General features: G+C 71.7%; 16 protein-coding genes. 10 read left to right on the plus strand and 6 right to left on the minus strand.

Annotated features, from left to right (window positions below; translation table 11 throughout):
• The first annotated feature begins 11 nt into the window (after positions 1–11).
• A complete protein-coding gene (locus tag ACFV8T_RS28075) occupies positions 12–497 on the plus strand; it encodes an Lrp/AsnC family transcriptional regulator (RefSeq protein ID WP_385332661.1) in 486 nt (161 codons plus the stop codon).
• A 25-nt stretch (positions 498–522) separates the two neighbouring features.
• The gene (locus tag ACFV8T_RS28080) at positions 523–1,254 is read left to right on the plus strand and encodes an HAD family hydrolase (protein ID WP_385332664.1); all 732 of its coding nucleotides are present in this window, start codon (positions 523–525) and stop codon (positions 1,252–1,254) included.
• Here the strand turns inward: ACFV8T_RS28080 and ACFV8T_RS28085 are convergent.
• Complete coding sequence (locus ACFV8T_RS28085) at positions 1,172–1,603, minus strand: hypothetical protein (RefSeq protein WP_385332667.1); 432 nt, start codon at positions 1,601–1,603, stop codon at positions 1,172–1,174. The two genes, ACFV8T_RS28080 and ACFV8T_RS28085, sit on opposite strands and share 83 nt — an antisense overlap.
• Here ACFV8T_RS28085 and ACFV8T_RS28090 point away from each other — a divergent pair.
• Both ACFV8T_RS28090 and ACFV8T_RS28095 read left to right on the plus strand, forming a co-directional pair.
• The gene (locus tag ACFV8T_RS28090) at positions 1,518–1,943 is read left to right on the plus strand and encodes a carboxyl transferase domain-containing protein (protein WP_385332670.1); all 426 of its coding nucleotides are present in this window, start codon (positions 1,518–1,520) and stop codon (positions 1,941–1,943) included. The genes ACFV8T_RS28085 and ACFV8T_RS28090 overlap by 86 nt on opposite strands.
• 251 nt (positions 1,944–2,194) lie before the next feature.
• Positions 2,195–3,433 (plus strand): serine/threonine-protein kinase, encoded by a 1,239-nt coding sequence (locus tag ACFV8T_RS28095; RefSeq protein WP_385332842.1) that lies wholly within the window; start codon positions 2,195–2,197, stop codon positions 3,431–3,433.
• Positions 3,434–3,438: 5 nt separating this feature from the next.
• Here the strand turns inward: ACFV8T_RS28095 and ACFV8T_RS28100 are convergent, their stop codons facing one another.
• Entirely contained in the window at positions 3,439–4,365 is a 927-nt protein-coding gene (locus tag ACFV8T_RS28100) for an aldo/keto reductase (RefSeq protein WP_385332671.1), read from the minus strand.
• Positions 4,366–4,717: 352 nt separating this feature from the next.
• On the opposite strand from ACFV8T_RS28100, the gene ACFV8T_RS28105 reads away from it, so the two are divergent.
• Together ACFV8T_RS28105 and ACFV8T_RS28110 are read left to right on the plus strand one after the other, a co-directional pair.
• Positions 4,718–5,215 carry a hypothetical protein gene (locus tag ACFV8T_RS28105; protein ID WP_385332674.1) on the plus strand — a complete coding sequence of 166 codons (498 nt, stop codon included), beginning with the start codon at positions 4,718–4,720 and terminating at the stop codon, positions 5,213–5,215.
• A gap of 242 nt (positions 5,216–5,457) precedes the next feature.
• Positions 5,458–8,940, plus strand: a complete 3,483-nt coding sequence (locus ACFV8T_RS28110; RefSeq protein ID WP_385332845.1) for a M28 family peptidase — start codon at positions 5,458–5,460, stop codon at positions 8,938–8,940.
• A gap of 60 nt (positions 8,941–9,000) precedes the next feature.
• Here the strand turns inward: ACFV8T_RS28110 and ACFV8T_RS28115 are convergent, their stop codons facing one another.
• Entirely contained in the window at positions 9,001–10,446 is a 1,446-nt protein-coding gene (locus tag ACFV8T_RS28115; protein ID WP_385332677.1) for a helix-turn-helix domain-containing protein, read from the minus strand.
• Positions 10,447–11,037: 591 nt separating this feature from the next.
• Between ACFV8T_RS28115 and ACFV8T_RS28120 the strand changes: the two genes are divergently transcribed.
• The 4 genes from ACFV8T_RS28120 to ACFV8T_RS28135 all read left to right on the plus strand — a co-directional run bounded on the left by ACFV8T_RS28120 (position 11,038) and on the right by ACFV8T_RS28135 (position 14,927).
• A complete protein-coding gene (locus tag ACFV8T_RS28120) occupies positions 11,038–11,967 on the plus strand; it encodes a DUF3048 domain-containing protein (protein ID WP_385332680.1) in 930 nt (309 codons plus the stop codon).
• Positions 11,968–12,157: 190 nt separating this feature from the next.
• Positions 12,158–12,820 (plus strand): DedA family protein, encoded by a 663-nt coding sequence (locus ACFV8T_RS28125; RefSeq protein WP_385332683.1) that lies wholly within the window; start codon positions 12,158–12,160, stop codon positions 12,818–12,820.
• Between the two features lie 254 nt (positions 12,821–13,074).
• Positions 13,075–14,292, plus strand: a complete 1,218-nt coding sequence (locus tag ACFV8T_RS28130; protein ID WP_385332686.1) for a sensor histidine kinase — start codon at positions 13,075–13,077, stop codon at positions 14,290–14,292.
• The gene (locus tag ACFV8T_RS28135; RefSeq protein WP_385332848.1) at positions 14,292–14,927 is read left to right on the plus strand and encodes a response regulator; all 636 of its coding nucleotides are present in this window, start codon (positions 14,292–14,294) and stop codon (positions 14,925–14,927) included. Before ACFV8T_RS28130 ends, ACFV8T_RS28135 begins: the two co-directional genes overlap by 1 nt.
• A gap of 25 nt (positions 14,928–14,952) precedes the next feature.
• Here ACFV8T_RS28135 and ACFV8T_RS28140 read toward each other — a convergent pair whose 3' ends face one another.
• The 3 genes from ACFV8T_RS28140 to ACFV8T_RS28150 all read right to left on the minus strand — a co-directional run bounded on the left by ACFV8T_RS28140 (position 14,953) and on the right by ACFV8T_RS28150 (position 18,308).
• Positions 14,953–16,308 carry a dipeptidase gene (locus tag ACFV8T_RS28140; RefSeq protein WP_385332688.1) on the minus strand — a complete coding sequence of 452 codons (1,356 nt, stop codon included), beginning with the start codon at positions 16,306–16,308 and terminating at the stop codon, positions 14,953–14,955.
• Positions 16,309–16,377: 69 nt separating this feature from the next.
• Complete coding sequence (locus ACFV8T_RS28145; RefSeq protein WP_385332691.1) at positions 16,378–16,815, minus strand: hypothetical protein; 438 nt, start codon at positions 16,813–16,815, stop codon at positions 16,378–16,380.
• Entirely contained in the window at positions 16,812–18,308 is a 1,497-nt protein-coding gene (locus ACFV8T_RS28150; protein WP_385332694.1) for an APC family permease, read from the minus strand. Before ACFV8T_RS28150 ends, ACFV8T_RS28145 begins: the two co-directional genes overlap by 4 nt.
• Positions 18,309–18,380 lie beyond the last annotated feature (72 nt).

Here is an 18,380-nt window from a genome sequence, read left to right on the forward strand (position 1 = left end):
GCCAGCGGACCATGGCGGTGGACGCCCTAGACACCCGTATCCTCCGGCTGCTCATCGAGCAGCCGCGTACCAGCGTCCGCGAGTACGCGCGCATCCTCTCCATCGCCCGGGGCACCCTCCAGGCCCGGATCGACCGGCTGGAGCGGGACGGTGTGATCACCGGTACCGGGCCGGTCCTGTCCCCCGCGGCGCTGGGCCACCCGGTGCTGGCCTTCGCCCATCTGGAGGTCACCCAGGGGCATCTCGACGACGTCGGCGAGGCGCTCGCCGAGGTGCCGGAGATCGTCGAGGCCTTCTCGACCACGGGCGGCGGGGATCTGCTGGCGCGGGTGGTGGCCCGTGACAACGGACATCTGGAGGATGTGATCCAGCGGCTGATCCAGTTGCCCGGAGTGGTCAGGACACGTACCGAGGTGGCGCTGCGGGAACGGGTGCCGCACCGGCTGCTTCCGCTGGTCGAATCGGTGGGCCGTACGGCGGCGGGTGGCCGGAAGTGATCACCGGCTTGGCATGCTGGACACCATGAGTTCTCCGCACCTCCCCGAGCCGGCCGTCGTCTTCGATCTCGACGCCACGCTGGTGGACAGCGAGCCCAACTACTACGAGGCGGCGCGCCGCCTGCTGGCGGAGCACGGCGTGCCCGGCTTCACCTGGGCCGAGCACCTCGGGTACATCGGCATCGGCGTCCACGAGACGCTGGCGGCCCTGCGCGACAGGTACGGGATCCAGGCGCCCGTCGGCGAACTGGTCGCGGGCCAGGACGCCCTGTATCTGGAACTGGCCAGGACGTCGACCGAAGTCTTCCCCCAGATGCGGAAGTTCGTGGAACGGCTGCGCCTGGACGGCGTCGCCATGGCGGTCGCGTCGGGTTCGTCGCGGGCGGCGATCGAGGCGGTGCTGGCGGGCACCGGACTCGACGCGTGTCTGACCACGTACGTCTCCGCCGAAGAGGTGGCGCACGGCAAGCCGGAACCGGATGTGTTCCTGGAGGCGGCCCGGCGCCTGGGTGCGGCGCCGGCCCGCTGTGTGGTGCTGGAGGACTCCGCCCCGGGCGCGGCAGCGGCGCATGCGGCGGGCATGCGCTGCATCGCGATTCCCTATGTGGCCGCGACGGCCGGCGATCCGGCGTTCGAGGCGGCCGGTCTTCTCTTTCCGGGCGGGCAGGGCGAGTTCACGGCGCAGGCCGCGTACGACTGGCTGTTCCCGGAGGCAGGATCCCGGCCCGCGCCCGCTCGGCGAAATCCGTCCTCCTGATCTTGCCGGTGGCGGTCATCGGGAAGGCTTCGACCAGCTCGATCCCGGGGACCTTGTACGTGGCCATCCTCTCCGCCGCCCAGGCGTACAGGGCGGCGGCGGTCAGCGTGGAGCCAGGGACGGTGCGCACGTAGGCGTGGGGCCGCTGCCCGCGTTCCCGGTCGTCGACGGCGACCACGGCGGCGGCCGGTACGTCCGGGTGCCGGACGAAAAAGGGCCGTCGACCGGGACGCGGCCGACAAGGCGGCGCGCTTCCTCCCGCTGTGCGACGCGTTCGCGCTGCTGATTTCCGCGTCCCGCTCGTCTCCCTGATCCCGCGCAAGGCGTACGGTCTCGGCGCGATGGCCATGGTGGGCAATTCCACCCGCGCCCCACTGACCACCGCGGCCTGGCCGAGCGGGGAGCCGGGCGGGATGGGACTGGAGGGGGCGGTACGGCTCGGCTACCGCAAGGAGCCGGCGGCGATCGACGACCCCGGGGAACGCGAGCGGGTCTTCCAGGAGCGGGTGGCCGGGCTGTACGAGCGCGGCAAGGCGGTCAACGCCGCGGCGGCGCTGGAGATCGACGCGGTGATCGACCCGGCGGACTCGCGCGCCTGGATCCTCGCCGCGCTGGACGGCCGCGAACCGGAGGGCACCGCCGCGGCCGCCCCGCCCGGCAGTCGCCGTCCGTTCGCCGACACCTGGTGAGAGGAGCGCGGCCGACGGGAAAACACACGGTTCGTCCCCACCCGCCGGAGCCCGGCGGGGACGGCGGGGCACTCGACGGGACCACGGGGTCCGGCGGCCCGATATCCTGATCTTGCCGCGCGCCCCCCACCTCGCCCCGATCCCGGTCGGGTCGCCGCCGTGGCAGCAGAAGCGGCCCACAATTCGAGATTGGTGCACAGGTGCTGGTAGCTGGTCGGTACCGGTTGATTTCCCCCATCGGCCGCGGCGGCATGGGTGAGGTGTGGCGTGCCGCGGACGAAGTGCTCGGCAGAGCGGTCGCCGTGAAGCTGCTGCTGGGCGGCCACGCGGACGAGTCGGCCACCGCCCGGTTCCGGCTGGAGGCGCAGACCGCGGCCCGCCTGAGCCACCCTCATCTGGTGGCCGTGTTCGACTTCGGGGCCTGGGAGGACCGCTTCTTCCTCGTGATGGAGCTCGTCGAGGGCAGGAGCCTGGGCGATCTCCTCGCGGCCGAGGAGCGGCTCGGCGCCGAGCAGGTCGCCCGGATCGCCGGGCAGGCGGCCGCGGGTCTCGCCGCCGCCCATCGCCAGGGCATCGTGCACCGTGACATCAAGCCCGGGAACCTGATGCTGGACGCCGAGGGGTCCGTCAAGATCGGCGACTTCGGCATCGCCCAGTTCGTCGACGACCCGTCCGCCGCGCTGACCACGACGGGACAGATAGTCGGCACCAGTCTCTACCTCGCCCCGGAGCGTGCCCTGGGCCGTACGGCCGGTGCGGCGTCCGACATGTACTCCCTCGGCTGTGTGATCTACCAGCTCCTGTTGGGAGATCCGCCGTTCCGCTCGGACACGGCGACCGCCACGCTCTATCAACATGTCGATACGCCGCCCGTACCGCTCAGACAGCGGGGCGTCGACCTGTCCCCGGCCTTCGACTCCTACCTGCTGGGGCTGCTCGCGAAGCAGCCCGAGGACCGGCCCGGCGCCCAGCAGGTCGCCGAGTGGTTCCAGGGCGATGCCTGGCGTGGGCAGCCGGAGCCCCTGCCGATGTACGCCCCGGCCCCGCCCGCGGCGACCGGCGCTCCACACGTTTCCGCACCCGCGGGGGCGGGCACTCCGCGCCCCCCGGCAGCCGCACCCGCGTACGGCCCCGCCCCGACGGCCGGCTCCGCCGAGCAGGGCGTGGGCATGACGACGTATCGGCTGCCGCAGTCCGGCGGCCGCAGACGCCGCCCGGCGGAACGGGCCGCACCCGCCCGGCGGGGTGCCGGCGCCCGGGACGCGATCAGGCGCCGGCCCAGGGTGGCGAGCGCCATCGCCGGTACGGTCGCCTTCATCGCGGCCGTGTACCTGGGGATGACCCTGTTCTCCCCGGACTCCGGCTCACCCGACACCCCCGACTCCGGCCCGACCGCGACCACCGGGCCGCAGTCGAACGCCCCCTCGTCCGCACCGGAGCAGCCGGCGCAGGACGAGGGGGGCGATGAGGAGGGCGACGAGGAGGACTGACTCCGTCACCGCACCTGCGGAGCAACGGCGGCTGACAGGCCCTGTTGCAGCAGGGTCAGTTCCTCCGGCGTGAGCCGCAGCGCACCGGCGGCCACATTGGCCTCCAGATGGGCCGGATTCCCGGTGCCCGGGATGGCCAGCACATGGGAGCCCTGATGCAGCGTCCACGCCAGCCGGACCTGAACGGGCGAGACCCCGTGGGCGCGGGCCACCGCGAGGATCTCCGGTCGTTCCGACCCGACGGGTCCCGCCTCGCGCCCCTTTCCCGCGATGGAGAAGAAGGGCACGAAGGCGATTCCCTCTTCGCCGCAGATCCGGAGCAGCTCCGACGAGCCGGGAAGGGACGAGTCGACCGCGAACCGGTTCTGCACGCAGACGACGGGTGCGATCGCCTGCGCCTCGGCGAGCTGTGCCGGCCGGACGTTGGAGAGACCGAGGTGGCGAATGAGCCCCTTCCCGCACAGCTCGGCCAGCACGCCGAAGTGCTCGGCGATCGGAGCGGGCCCGTAGGTGCGCAGGTTCACCACGTCCAGGTGGTCACGGCCGAGCTGACGGAGATTCTCCTCGACCTGCCCCCGCAGCTGTTCGGGCCGGGCCCAGGGCAGCCAGTCACCGGAGGGGTCACGGCCCGGCCCGACCTTGGTGGTGATGACCAGGTCGTCCGGGTAGGGCCCCAGTGCCCGGTTGATCAGCTCGTTCGCGGAGCGCAGCGACGAGAAATAGAAGGCCGCCGTGTCGATGTGGTCGACGCCGAGCTCCACCGCGCGGCGCAGCACGGCGATGGCCCGGTCGCGGTCGCTCGGGGCCGCGTCGTCGTCGAACGCCGCGCCCTGCTGCGTCAGGCGCATGGCGCCGAATCCGATGCGGTTGACCGTGAGGTCGCCGAGCCGCCAGGTGCCCGCCACTGCTGCCGCAAGGGTCTCCGTGGTCATGATCCGAGCCTTTCTGTCCGTATCCCGCAGTCGGCTCCGTCGAGGCGGTGAAGCTCCGCCCACCAGGCAGACTTGCAATCAATCGCCGTCGCTGGTACGTTGATTGTGAGAACTGCCTTCCCGTCAGACTCTCCCATGCGTGCAGGGTAATGGCGGGCGCCCGTTCTGTACAGCCCCGTTCCCGGCCTGCGGCCCATGTGTCAAGCAACCGTCAGGACCCTCCGCCCCGACGTCAGCGCTTCGTCAACGGACGCCGTCGGGACCGGCGGTCGCGCTTAGCGTCACTGCCATGCGACGCCACATCACCCGGAGCACTCCCGGCCCTCACGGCTTGCGACCGCCTCCCTCCGGCATGACCACCCATGACCACGGCTGGGCCGCCGACCTGCGTTTCGCGATCCACTGCTCCGTGGCGCTGCTCGGGCTGCTGCTGACCGTCGACGCGGCGGCCGGTCGTCTCAGCGGGCCGCGCGCCCTGTTGTGGACCGGGCTGGCCGCCCTGCTGTGCGCGGTCCTGGTGCCACCGCGGGTCCGGGCGGGCGTCGGCCGGCTCTCCTGCCGGGGCCTGTTGCGCGAGCGGACCGTGCGCACCGACCGGCTCGTGTCGGTGCGCTGGTCGGACGGTGTGGCCCAGCGCCTGGTGCTCCGTGACACCGACGGCTGCCGGGTCGAGGTCGACCCGGAGGTGTTCCTCGCGAATCCGGCTCTGTGGCACCGACTGGACGAGGATGCCCGCGGCTGCGTGGAGCGCGGGACGCTGCGATGCGGAGTGACGGCACTGCGACAGCTGTCCGACCGCATCGACCGCAGGCACGCGCGCACGGTGTTCACGATCTCCGGACTGGAGTGACCACCGCGCGCACCACCGGTGTTGTGCGATCCCACCACCGCGGCTTGACCAAACTTGCCAAGTCCCCCGGCACCCCCCGCAGTTCGTTGACGAGTCCATGACGACGTGTGAGGGTTCGGTCGCTCGATCACGGACACCGGGGGCGCGGGCGGCCGACCACGGCCGGGGCAAGTGCGTCATGGTACGCGGCTGCCCGTGATCGAGGCCCCCCGAATCAAGGAGCCTCGATGAAACTCAGACCGATGACGGCCGGGACGACCCTGGCCGTCCTCGCCGGGATGCTGGTCGTCACCGGCGGGCAGTCTGCATCCGCCGAACCATCCCCGCCCGCCCCGAGCGCGCTCTCGGCCGCCGTGTCGGCGGCCGACCGGGCCGCCGCCAGTGGTCTCGACACCCTGGCGAAGGGGCCCGAAGAGCGGTACGAGAGACAGATGGTGACCCCTTGGGTCAAGGGTCTGTACTCCGTCGCGTACCAGCGCACCTACCGCGGGCTGCCGGTCGTCGGCGGGGACGCCGTCGTGGTGGCCGACTCCGAGGGCCGGGTCCGCGGCACCCAGTCCGCGGTGTCCCGCCGGATCAACGTGCCGACCACACCGACCATTTCCGCCGGGGCGGCCGAGACCACCGCCCGCAAGAAGCTCCGCACGGTGCAGCGGGTGGAATCGCACCGGCTCGTGGTCCGTGCCACGGACAAGTCCTCCCGGCTGGCCTGGGAGACGGTACTCACCGGGCGCACCGCCAAGTCCCCCAGCCGGCTGCACGTCTTCGTCGACGCGGGCACCGGCAAGGTGCTCGACAGCTACGACGACGTCAAGGCGGGCACCGGGAACAGCCAGTGGAACGGCCCGTCACCGCTGGCCATCGACACCACCGCGTCCGGCAGCAGCTATTCGCTGCGCGACCCGAACCGGCCCGGCCTGAGCTGCGCCGACTACAGCACGGGCAGTGTCTTCAGCAAGTCCAGTGACTCCTGGGGCACCGGAAACGCCTCCAGCAAGGAAACCGGCTGCGTCGACGTCATGTGGGCGGCGCAGCACGAGTGGAACATGCTCAAGGACTGGCTCGGCCGCAACGGACACAACGGCAACGGCGGCAGCTGGCCGGTCGAGGTCGGGCTGAACGACGTCAACGCCTACTGGGACGGCTCCTCGGTCTCCATCGGCCACAACAACGCCAACCAGTGGATCGGCGCGATCGACGTGGTGGGCCACGAGTTCGGCCACGGCATCGACCAGTACACGCCCGGCGGTGCCAACAACGAGTCCGGTCTCGGTGAGGCCACGGGCGACATCATGGGTGCCCTGACCGAGGCGTACACCAATGAGCCGGCGCCGTACGACGACCCCGACTACACCGTCGGCGAGAAGATCAACCTGGTCGGCAACGGGCCGATCCGGATCATGTACAACCCGGGGCAGATCGGCGACCCGAACTGCTACAGCTCCTCGATACCCAACACCGAGGAGCACGCCGCGGCCGGTCCGCTCAACCACTGGTTCTATCTGCTGGCCGAGGGCTCGAACCCCGGCGGCGGCAAGCCGTCCAGCCCCACCTGCAACAGCTCCTCGGTCACCGGTGTCGGCATCCAGAGCGCGGGCAAGGTCTTCTACGGCGGCATGCTGCTCAAGACGAGCGGGATGACCTACAAGCGCTACCGCACGGCCACGCTGACCGCCGCGAAGAACCTCGACCCGGGCTGTGTGCTCTTCGACCGGACCAAGGCCGCCTGGGACGCCATCAGCGTTCCCGCACAGAGCGGCGACCCCGCCTGTACGCCCAGTGGCAACAACGACTTCACGATGTCCCTGGACCCGGCGTCGGGCTCCGTGAAGCCGGGCAGTTCGGTGACGGCCACGGTGCGGACCTCGGTCAGCTCCGGGAGCGCGCAGGCGGTCGGCCTGACGGCGAGCGGTCTGCCCAGCGGTGTCACCGCGACCTTCAGCCCGTCGTCGGTGCAGGCCGGAGCCTCCTCGACGATGACCGTGTCGGCGTCCTCGAACGCCGCGCCCGGCGCCTACACCTTCACGGTGAAGGGTGACGGCACCCAGAGCCACACCGCGCAGTACACCCTGACCGTCGACAACGGGGGCGGCAATCCCGGCGGCGGCGCACCGGACATCAGCGTCGCCAACGTGCAGGCGCACCTCGCTCAGCTGAACACCATCGCCACCCAGAACAGCGGCAACCGCCGGGCCGGCAGCGCCGGTTACACGGCCTCCGTCGCCTATGTGAAGAGCAAGCTGCAGGCCGCCGGCTACACCGTCAGCGAGCAGACCTGCACCAGCTGCACCTACCAGGGCAACAACCTCATCGCCGACTGGCCGGGCGGCCCGGCCGACCAGACGATCATGTTCGGCGCCCACCTGGACGGCGTCTCGGCCGGCCCCGGCATCAACGACAACGGCTCGGGCTCGGCCACCCTGCTGGAGAACGCCCTCGCGCTGGCCCAGCGGAACCCCACCATGACGAAGCACATCCGCTTCGCCTGGTGGAACGGCGAGGAGCAGGGCCTCCAGGGCTCCGAGCACTACGTCGGCCAGCTCAGCGCGGCCCAGCGCAGCGCCATCAAGGCGTACTACAACTTCGACATGGTGGCCTCGACCAACGCCGGCTACTTCATCAACAACGTGAACTCGGCCGCCTCGGCGCCGATGAAGGAGTACTGGGACTCGCTGAACCTCGCACCGGAGGAGAACGTCGAGGGCCAGGGCCGGTCGGACGACTACTCCTTCCAGCAGGGCGGCATCCCCACCTCGGGCTACGCGACCGGCGCCAGCGACACCAAGACCTCGGCGCAGGCCGCCAAGTGGGGCGGCACGGCGGGCCGTTCCTACGACCCCTGCTACCACTCGTCCTGTGACACCACGGCCAACATCAACGCGACCGCGCTCGACCGCAGCGCCGACGGCGTCGCGTACACCGTGTGGAAGACCTCGGTCGGCACCACCGCGCCCGCCGACGACTTCTCCGTCTCGGTGCAGCCGGTCACCGGCAACGTCCAGCCGGGCGGCTCGGTCACCGCGAGCGTGTCCACCGCGACCACCAGCGGCTCCGCGCAGACCGTGAAGCTGACGGCCTCCGGCGCGCCGAGCGGGGTCACCGTCTCGTTCGCCCCGGCGTCCGTGCAGTCGGGCTCCTCCTCGACGATGACCGTCGCCGCCGGGGCCCAGGCCGCGGCGGGCACGTACACCATCACGGTGACCGGGACCGGCACGGCCACCCACACCACCACGTACTCGCTCGTCGTCGGTGGCGGCGGCACCTGCCAGGCCCGGCAGGTCGTCGTCAACGGCGGCTTCGAGAACGGTGTCGCACCGTGGACCCAGACGGACGGCGTGATCAACAACCGGACGTCGGAGAAACCGGCCCACACGGGCGCGTACACGGCCTGGTTCGGGGGCTGGGGATCCACGCACTCGGACACGGCCTCGCAGTCGCTGGCCATTCCGTCGGGCTGCTCGACGTACAAGCTGTCGTTCTATCTGCGCACCGACACGGACGAGTCGGCGGGCGACCCGACCGCGTACGACACGTTCACCGTGAAGCTGGGCACCAAGACACTCGCGACGTACTCCAACGCGGACGCCGCGGGTTCCTACGCCCAGAAGACCTTCGACGTCGGCGCCTTCGCCGGCCAGACGGTCACCCTCGGATTCACCAGCAGTGAGGACGCCTATCTGCAGACCAGCTTCGTCGTGGACGACGTGACGCTGAACGCCGGCTGATCCTCCGTCGGTGTGCCATCCGGGGCGGGACGTGTGCACACACGTCCCGCCTCCGGTGTCTCAGCGGACCACGGCCGCCAGCCGGCGGGTGAAGTCGTCGGTCTCCGGGAGGTTGTCGTGCCGGGCCGCCAACCGGCTGTGCAGGCCGCGCAGTTCCTGGCCGAGCAGCGTGGACGCGGTGACCTCGGTGGTGTCCAGGACCGGACCCGCGATGGCGATCGCCGCCTGCGGGTCCTGGGCGCAGGCATGGGCGTCCGCCATCCGTACCAGGAACAGCATCCGCGCCGAACGCATCCCGGGCGGGAGCAGACCCAGCGCGGTGCGGGCCGCCCCGACCGCGCGCAGCGCAAGTCGCCGGTCCCCGGTCGCCGCGGCGAGGTCGCGCAGCGCCCCGGCGGCACCGGACTCCACCCGCAGGCGCACGGAGGCGACGGACAGCCAGGGCGCCTCCGTCTCGTCCTGCTCGCCGACCCGGTCCAGCTGCGACCAGGCACGGTCGATGTGGCCCAGGGTCTGCCGCGCGTCGCCCCGTACCGCGTGTCCGCGCGCCAGGTACAGATCGCTCATCGCACCCGCCCAGTACCGGCCGGCGGCGGCCTGCCGGATCGCGCCTCCGTAGGCGAGGGCGGACGGGCCGTCGCCCTCCAGCCGCGCCAGCGTGCTCATGTCGCTGAGCGCGGCCACCTCCGTTCCGACATGACCGGCCAGTCCGGCCCAGACCAGCGACCGGTCGAGCCAGGCCATCGCCGTCGCGTTGCGACCCCACAGCAGTCGCAGGCAGCCGGCGGACTGCGCGTACTCGGCCGCCAGTGGGGCGAGTTGGCGTTGGTACGGGGCCGCGGGCAGGGCCATCCAGCGGAGCATCGCGTGCAGGGTGCGCTCGACCACGACGGTCGCTCCGGGCCAGGCGCGTTCCTCGTCGGCCCGCAGGCAGACGGCGAGCAGCGCCGTCAGGGCATGCACCGTGTCGATGTCCAGCGCCGGGCACGCCACGGTGGCCGGGCCGAGCGAGCAGAAGGCCGAGTGCAGGGCGACGACATCGGCGAGCACGGGGACGGTGCAGCCGTCACGGCCGTGCACCGGACACATCAGCCCGTAGCTGGGCAGGCGGCTGGGCAGGACGGTGTCCGGCGGCAGCATCGCGAGCAGGGTGCCTCCCGCGGGCTCCCCGGGCAGGGGCCCCTGCCGTGCGGGGGCCGGTGCGGGGCGCGTACCCGAACCATCCTCGCCGGTGCCGCCCGCGCCCGCGGCCTCCGCCGCCTCGCAGGCGGCGAGGAGCGCGCCGCCCGCCGACATCAGCTCGTCCAGCCTGCGGGCCAGCGGCAGCGGTGTCCGGCGGGTGCCGTGCTCCAGTTTGCTGATCGCGGTGTGGTCGTATCCGACGCGGGCGCCCACCTGGGCCTGGGTGAGCCCGGCACGCCTGCGCCACTGACGCAAACAGGTGCCGAAGGCACGCCACACCTCCGCGGTGCGGGCATCCGGCGCGGGGCCCATGCCCTCGGTCACCCGGAACTCCGCGGAACCCCGCCGGGTGCCCCACCCGTGCCACGCTCATGGCTCATAGCCGGGAGGATAGCGAGCGCGTGTGCGCGCTGTCCCCTGTGCGTCGGAAAGATGGCGCCTTCCCGTTCCCTCCCGTTACGCGGTGGCACCGCCCGATCCGACGATCCGTCATATCCCTTGGGTCGCCTGCGGGATGGGGCTCGTGGCCGATTACGGCCGGTGGCCCGGACGATTCGCGGAGGCGCCGCATGAACGGGTCGTCCGCCGGGCATATGACGGGTGACCGACAGGGGGTGGTGGCAATGGGCCGCATCAGGATCGTTCGACGACCGCAGCTGCCGTCCCGGCCGCCGCCCCTCGATCTGAGGACCCCGTCCGGCCGCCCGCTGCCGTACTGAGCGCCGGGTCCCGGCGCGCCGCGGTCCGGAGCGGGGACAGCGCCGCGCCCTGTCCGTGGGAACCCGCGAAACCTCCTTCTGCGTGATGATGGGCGGGGAGCCGTCGCGGCGAGCGGCAGTGGCCGGAGGCGTCGCGTCGGCCGATGCGGAAGGGACGGCCGCCATGCACGCATCCCGGACGAAGGGACCGGCCGCAATGTCAGCGGTCGCGCTGGCGCTGCTCGTCGCCGCGCTGGCCGGCTGCGAGGGCGGCGGTGGGGGAACGGCCTCCTCGCCGAGCGGCCCCGTCACGCCCACGTCCGACGGATCGCGTGCCCATGTGCTCGCCGTGAAGATCGACAACGTCGGCCCCGCCCGCCCGCAGACCGGGCTCGACAAGGCGGACATCATCTACGTGGAGCAGGTCGAGGCCGGTCTCAGCCGCATACTGGCCGCCTATTCGTCCAGGCTGCCGGCCGTGGTCGGCCCGGTGCGCAGCGCCCGGGAGTCGGACCTGGAGCTGCTCCGCCAGTTCGACCGGCCGACGCTCGCCTTCTCCGGGGCCCAGTCCAAGCTCCTCCCGGCCATCGCGGCGGCCCCGTTGGACCCGGTGTCCCCCGAGAAGGATCCGGACGCCTACTTCCGCGACACCGGCCGCCCGGCACCGCACAACCTCTATCTGCGCACCGGCAGGACACCGCACGCCACCACCGGCGCGAACGCGGCCTCGGACATCGGGCTGCGTTTCTCCGCCGCCGTGCCGGGCGGCAGGAGCGTCGCCGGTCGCACGGTCCGCTATCCGGCGGCGAGCTTCGCGTTCACCTGGTCGGCCGAGCGGGACCGATGGCTCGTGTCCATGGACGGCACACCGGCCCGTACGGCCGAAGGCGCCCGGCTCGGCGCGGCCGATGTGGTGGTGCAGTACGTCACCGTGCGACCCTCGCTGTTCCGGGACCGGTGGGGCAGCACGTCCCCGTACACCGAGACCGTGGGCTCCGGCTCCGCCCTGGTGCTGCGCGACGGCAAGGAGTACGACGTCCGTTGGTCACGGCCCGCGGCCGGATCCACAACCTCCTTCACCACCCGGGACGGCGAGCCGATGACCTTCGCCCCGGGCCAGGTGTGGATCGTCTTCGCGCAGAAGTGAGACGACCGGTGGACCCGGCCATCCCGTCGGCGCGGCACCCGGATTACGGAAAACCGCAGGGTGGCGGGTGCGGAGAACCGTAGCCGGTTCGACGGCAATCCCCGTACCGGCTCCGGTCGTCGATTCCTAGCGTTGCCGGTGAGGCGCGGCGGACTTCTCGCGCCTCACCACAACGGCCAGGAGTAAGTTCATGGATTTCGTCATTCTGGGTCTCCCCCAGGAACCCGCGGGCGGTGTGGCGGGCTGGGCGGCCGGTCTCGTCGACACCATGGGAGGTCCGGGAGCCGGCCTCGCCATCGCCCTGGAGAACCTCTTTCCGCCGCTGCCCAGCGAGGTCATTCTCCCGCTGACCGGGTTCGCGGCGGGGCAGGGTGTCATCGGTCTGGCCTCCGCACTCTTCTGGACCACCCTGGGTTCGGTGGTCGGCGCGGTGGTTCTGTACTGGATCGGAATGCTCTTCGGCCGCGACCGCATGCATGCGATCTGGGCGAGGCTCCCGCTGGTGAAGGGTTCCGATCTGGAGCGTACGGAACAGTGGTTCGCCCGGCACGGCACCAAGGCCGTGCTCCTCGGCCGCATGGTGCCGATCTTCCGCAGTCTCATCTCCGTGCCGGCCGGTGTGGAGCGCATGTCGCTGCCGCTCTTCGTGACGCTGACCGCCGTGGGCAGCCTGCTGTGGAACTCGGTGCTCGTGATGGCCGGTTACTGGCTCGGCGACCGGTGGGATCTGGTGGAGACCTACGTCGGGGTCCTGTCCAAGGCCGTTCTCGTCCTGGTCCTGGTCGCCCTCGCCGGGTACGTGGCCATGCGCCTGCGGCCCCGTGGCCGGGCACAACACCGCCGGGTCCCGTGAGCCCGACGCCGAAGCCCCGCACGCCCGCGGTCGCCCCTGCCCGGCCGGAAGGATCTTGCCGTGAGCATGCCGCGCGGCTAGGGTCTCTCGTTCGGATCAGGCCGGATCAGGGAGCGAGGTCCGGTGCTGTGGATCGCAAGGCGGAGGAGGGCGTCATGGCGGAGTCATGGCGACCGACGACAACGCGGCGAGGGGCGGTGCCGGGGCACGCGAGCCCGGCATGGCCCGAACGAGAGAGCCTGGAGTCGGCAACCGTGCAGGGGGATTCCGCGGATGGTACGACCGGCCGTCTTCCAGACCTGCCCGACCTGCGGCGCGACGAGACGGGCGCCCCTGTGGCGCACCCTCGTCCATGGCTCCGCAGAGCCGCGGGCGCACTGCTCGGCTGTTTCACCGCCCTGACCGGACTGCTGTACTTCGCCGTACCGGGCGGCCTGTCGCTGCCGTTCGTCCTGTGGCCCCGTACCCGGCTGCGCGCTCTGGCCCTGCTGAGCGCCGGGGCGCGGGGGCTCACCGGCCTGGAACGGCTGCGGCGCAGTGTCTTCTTCGGCGATGTGTTCCCCGCCCACCACGCGTCCGACCGGGACGTCCTTCGCTATCTGGCCGCCCGCACCGGCGCCGGGGCACTGTACGCCGGGGTGCTCGCGCTGCTGGGATACGGGGCCGTACTGGCCGGACTGCTGGCCGCGGGGGTGGCCCGCGACCCCACCGACTGGCAGGGCCTGCTGCCCCAGGCAGCACTCGGCGGTGTCCTGCTCTTCCTCGACCTCCAGGGTCTCTTCTCGCTGAACGCACTCGACACCCGGTTGGCACGCGATCATTTCGGGCCCTCCGAACGGGAGTTGCTGGAGCGGCGCATCGCCGAACTCGCCGCCAGCCGGGCCTCGGTGCTCCGGGCGGTCGACGCGGAACGCAGGCGCATCGAACGCGATCTGCACGACGGCGTGCAGCAGCGGCTCGTGGCACTGGCCATGCTGCTGGGCCGGGCCCGCCGCAACCGGACGCCCGAGCAGGCCGAGTTGCTGCTTCGGCAGGCCCACCAGGCCTCCCAGGAGGTTCTCACCGAACTGCGCGAGGTGGCCTGGCGCGTCTACCCGTCGGCTCTCGACGACCTGGGGCTCGAAGAGGCTCTCGGCGGAGTGGCCCAACGCTGCGGCATTCCGCTGCACATGGAGTTCGCACTGCCGCTGCCGCTGCCCCGGCCGGTGGAGACCGCCGCCTACTTCGTGGTCTGCGAGGCCGTGACCAACGCGGCCAAGCACTCCCGGGCGACCCGTATCCGGGTGGGCGTCAGGGGCGACGGGAGCCGGGTGTCCGTGTTCGTCCAGGACAACGGCACCGGGGGCGCGGATCCGCTGGGCGGCGGACTCTCCGGGCTGCGCGGGCGGGTGGACGCGCTGGACGGCCGGCTGTACATCGACAGCCCCTGCGGGGGCCCCACCACGATCACCGCGGAGTTGCCGTGCGCGTAATGCTCGCCGAGGACTCGACCCTGCTCAGAGAGGGACTCGCCCTGCTGCTCGCGGAGGAGGGGCACGAGGTCCTCGCCTCGGTGGGTGACGGCACCTCCCTCGTCCGGGCGGTCGAGGCGGACCCGCCGGACCTCGTCGTCGTCGACATCCGGATGCCTCCCACCCACACCGACGAGGGGCTGCGGGCCGCACTGGAGATCCGCGAGCGCTGGCCCCTGGTCGGTGTGCTGGTGCTCTCCCAGCACGTGGAACGCAACTACGCGGTCCGGCTGCTGTCCCAGAACGCCGAGCGGGTCGGCTATCTGCTCAAGGACCGGGTCGCGCAGGTCGACGAGTTCCTGGAATCGCTGGAGCGGATCCACGCGGGCGGCGCGTCCATCGACGCGGAGGTCGTACGGCAGTTGGTGGTCCGCACCACGCACGTCGACCCGTTGGCCCGGCTGACTCCCCGGGAACGCAGCGTCCTGCAGGAGCTGGCGCAGGGCCGCAGCAACGCGGCCATCGCGCAGCAGCTGCACATCTCGCTCAGCTCGGTCGAGAAGAACCTCAACGCGGTCTTCGAGAAGCTCGATCTGCCGCGCGCCACCGGCTACAGCCGACGGGTGCTGGCGGTCCTGCGCTATCTGGAGTCGTGACCGGGTTCTCCCGGTCCCGGCGCGCTCAGCTCCGCCGGGCGGCGGCGTACCGGCTCAGGAAGAGGGCCTCGACTTGGGCCATGTGCTGGATCTCGGTGGGGTCGACGCTCTCGTTGGGGGCGTGGATGAGGCACTGCGGTTCCTCCACGCCCATCAGGATGATCTCGGCACGGGGGTACGCGCCGGTGAGGACGTTGCACAGAGGGATGGAGCCGCCCTGGCCGAGGGCGGCCATCGGCTTGCCGTAGACGTCCGCCATGGCCCGGCCCAGGGTCGCGTAGGCCGGTCCGTCGGTGGCGGCCCGGAACGGCGCCCCGGTCCCTTCCGGTTCGACCGAGACGTGCGCGCCCCAGGGGGCGGCCTTCTCCAGATGGGCGGTCAGTGCCAGCAGTGCGGCGTCCGCGTCCGTTCCCGGGGGTACGCGCAGGCTCACCCGGGCCCGTGCGGTGCCCTGGACGGCGGCGGAGGAGCCGACGACCGGCGGGCAGTCGATGCCCAGGACGGTGACGGCGGGGCGGGCCCAGAGCCGGTCGGAGACCGTACCGGAACCGGTGAGCGACACCCCGTCCAGCACATCGGCGTCGCGCCGGAACTGCTCCTCGTCGTACGGCGCCCCGGACCAGGTCCCGGAGGCGTCGAGGCCGTCGATGCGCGTTCCGCCGTCCTGGTCGCGCAGGGTGGACAGGAGCTGGACGAGGGCGGCGAGGGCGTCCGGGGCCGGCCCGCCGAACATTCCGGAGTGCACTTCTCCCCGGAGCGTGGACACGGTCACCACGAGACCGGCGAGGCCCCGCAGGAAGGTGGTCACGGTCGGCTGCCCCACGGCGGCGTTGCCCGTGTCGCAGATCAGCAGGGCGTCGGCCAGGAACTCCTCGCGGTGCTGCTCGACGTACGCCTCCATGCCGCCGGTGCCCTGTTCCTCCGAGCCCTCGGCGACGAACCGGAGCCCGACGGGCAGGTCGTCCCCGAGGGCCCGCAGAGCGGTGAGGTGCATGACGATGTTGCCCTTGCAGTCCGCGGTGCCGCGTCCGTACCAGCGGCCGTCGCGCTCGGTGAGCGTGAAGGGGGGCGAGGTCCAGGCCGCGTCGTCGAGCGGCGGCTGGACGTCGTAGTGGCAGTAGAGCAGCACGGTCGGTGCTCCGGGCGGCGGCGGGCGGTGGCCGAGCACCGCGGCGCTGCCGTCGGGCGTCTCGGCGAGATGCACATCGTGCAGGCCCGCCCCGGTGAAGGCGTCGGCGACCCACTGGGCCGCTCTCCGGCATTCCTCGGGCGGGTACTGGCGGGGGTCGGCGACGGACGGAATCGAGACCAGCTCGGTGAGATCCGCCTTGGCGCGCGGCATCAGGGCGGCGATCCGGTCGGCCAGTTCGTGCTCGATCATCGTTGTCTCCCGGTCGTCGGGTCCGGACTCGGGTGGTCCGGTTCTCCTGGTCCTTCGGGGCGTACGGGTTCAGCGCCGGACCGTGCTGTCGGTCCTGAGCTCGTCCACGGTCCGGTCGAACGCTTCGGCCTGGTCCGGGCAGTAGACCTGGAGGACGATCCGTTCGGCTCCGACCGTCCTGGTGTCGGCGATGACGGGCCGCTGTCCGGGCCCGCCCGAGCCGTTGGACAGCTGGATCTTCCACAGGGCGGTCCTGAGCGCGTCGTCGGGGGACTCGCACACGATGCCGCCGTCCGCGCCCAGCAGCCTCTGGACGGTGCCGGAGTCGGGTGCCGGATATCCGGCCTCCACCAACCGGTCGCTGAGCGCGTCGGCCTTCTTGCGGGACTCGTTGGTGGCCCTGACGCTCGTGTACTGGACGATGCCGATGACGACGAGGGCGACCAGGAGCACGATCGCGCCGAGGTAGATCCAGCGGTGCTCGGAGGCCATGCGCGTCGGGCTCATGCGCCACCGCCCGACGCCGCGCCTTCCGGACCGGCCGGGAGGCCCGCGGCGGGAGTGCGCCAGCTGGGCTTCCGGAGCCTGAGGAAGAGGTACGGCAGGAGCAGGCCGAGCACGACGAGCCCGCCGCCGACCAGCGCGATGTACGTCCAGACGCTGCCGCCGCCGAACTGCGAGGACGGTACGAAGCCGATGGCCAGGGCGGCGAGCGAGGCGAGCAGACCGAGCACGCACAGGGGTACGAGGGCGGGGGCGCGGTAGCCGCGCGGGTGGTCGGGCCGGGTCCTGCGGAGCCGGATCGCGGCGGCGAACATCAGCAGGTAGACGATGAGATACACCTGTGTGGTGATCACGGAGAAGATCCAGTAGGCGCTGGAGACATTGGGGATCAGCGCGTACATGAGGGCGATGGCGGTGGTCACGACGCCCTGGGTGACGAGGATGTTCTGCTGGATGCCGTTCTTGTTGAGCTTCTGGAGGAACGGTGGCAGATAGCCCTCCTCCCGGGAGATCAGCAGGAGGCCCTTGGACGGCCCCGCCAGCCAGGTCAGCATGCCGCCGAGCGCCGCCGCGACGAGGGCGACGGCCACGACCGGGGTGAGCCAGCCGACGTGGAAGTGCGAGAAGAACGCGTCGAACGCCTGCATCACACCGGCGGTGAGGCTCAGTTGCCCGGCCGGGACGACCCAGCTGATGGCCAGCGCCGGAAGGATGAAGATCAGCAGCACCAGTCCCATGGCGAGGAACATCGACCTCGGGTACTCCCTGGCGGGATTCTTCAGCGCCGAGACATGGACGGCGTTCATCTCCATGCCGGAGTAGCTGAGGAAGTTGTTGACAATCAGGACGAGGCTGGCGAGCCCCGTCCACTGGGGAAGCAGATGACTGCCGGTCATCGGAGCGGCGGAGCCGTTGCCCTGGCCCAGGAAGACGAGCCCGAGGACCACGAGGACGGTGCCCGGAATCAGTGTCCCGATGATCAGGCCCCAGGACGAGAGCCCCGCGACGGCCTTCGTGCCCCGGGCGGAGACCCACACCCCGGTCCAGTACAGGACCATGATCACGATCGCGGTGTACAGGCCGCTGCCGGCCAGCCTCGGATCGATGACGTAGGCGATGGTGCCGGCGACGTACGCGAGCAGGCTCGGGTAGTAGAAGATCGTCATCGCGAACTGGCACCACACGGCGAGGAATCCGAGCGGCTTCGACAGCCCCTCGCTCACCCAGCGGTAGACACCGCCGTTCCACCCCGACGCCAGCTCGGCGGAGACCAGCGCCGTCGGCATCAGGAACACGATCGCCGGGACGACATAGAGGAAGACGCAGGCCAGCCCGTACACGGCCATCGTCGGGGCGGACCGCAGGCTGGCCACCGAGGCGGTGGTCATCAGCGCCAGGGTGATCCAGGTCATCCCCGGCGCCGCGGCCTTCCCGGCCCGTGGCCGCGGTGCGGGGATCTCCGACTCGGCTTCCGAGGGGACGTCCATGGTGCTCATACGGCACTCCTTGCGGCGGCAGAACGGTGCTGACGGGAAGGGGCGACGGAACTCGTGCGGCGGAGGGGCGGG

The organism is Streptomyces sp. NPDC059832 (genome assembly GCF_042731715.1).
Taxonomy (GTDB): Bacteria; Actinomycetota; Actinomycetes; order Streptomycetales; family Streptomycetaceae; genus Streptomyces.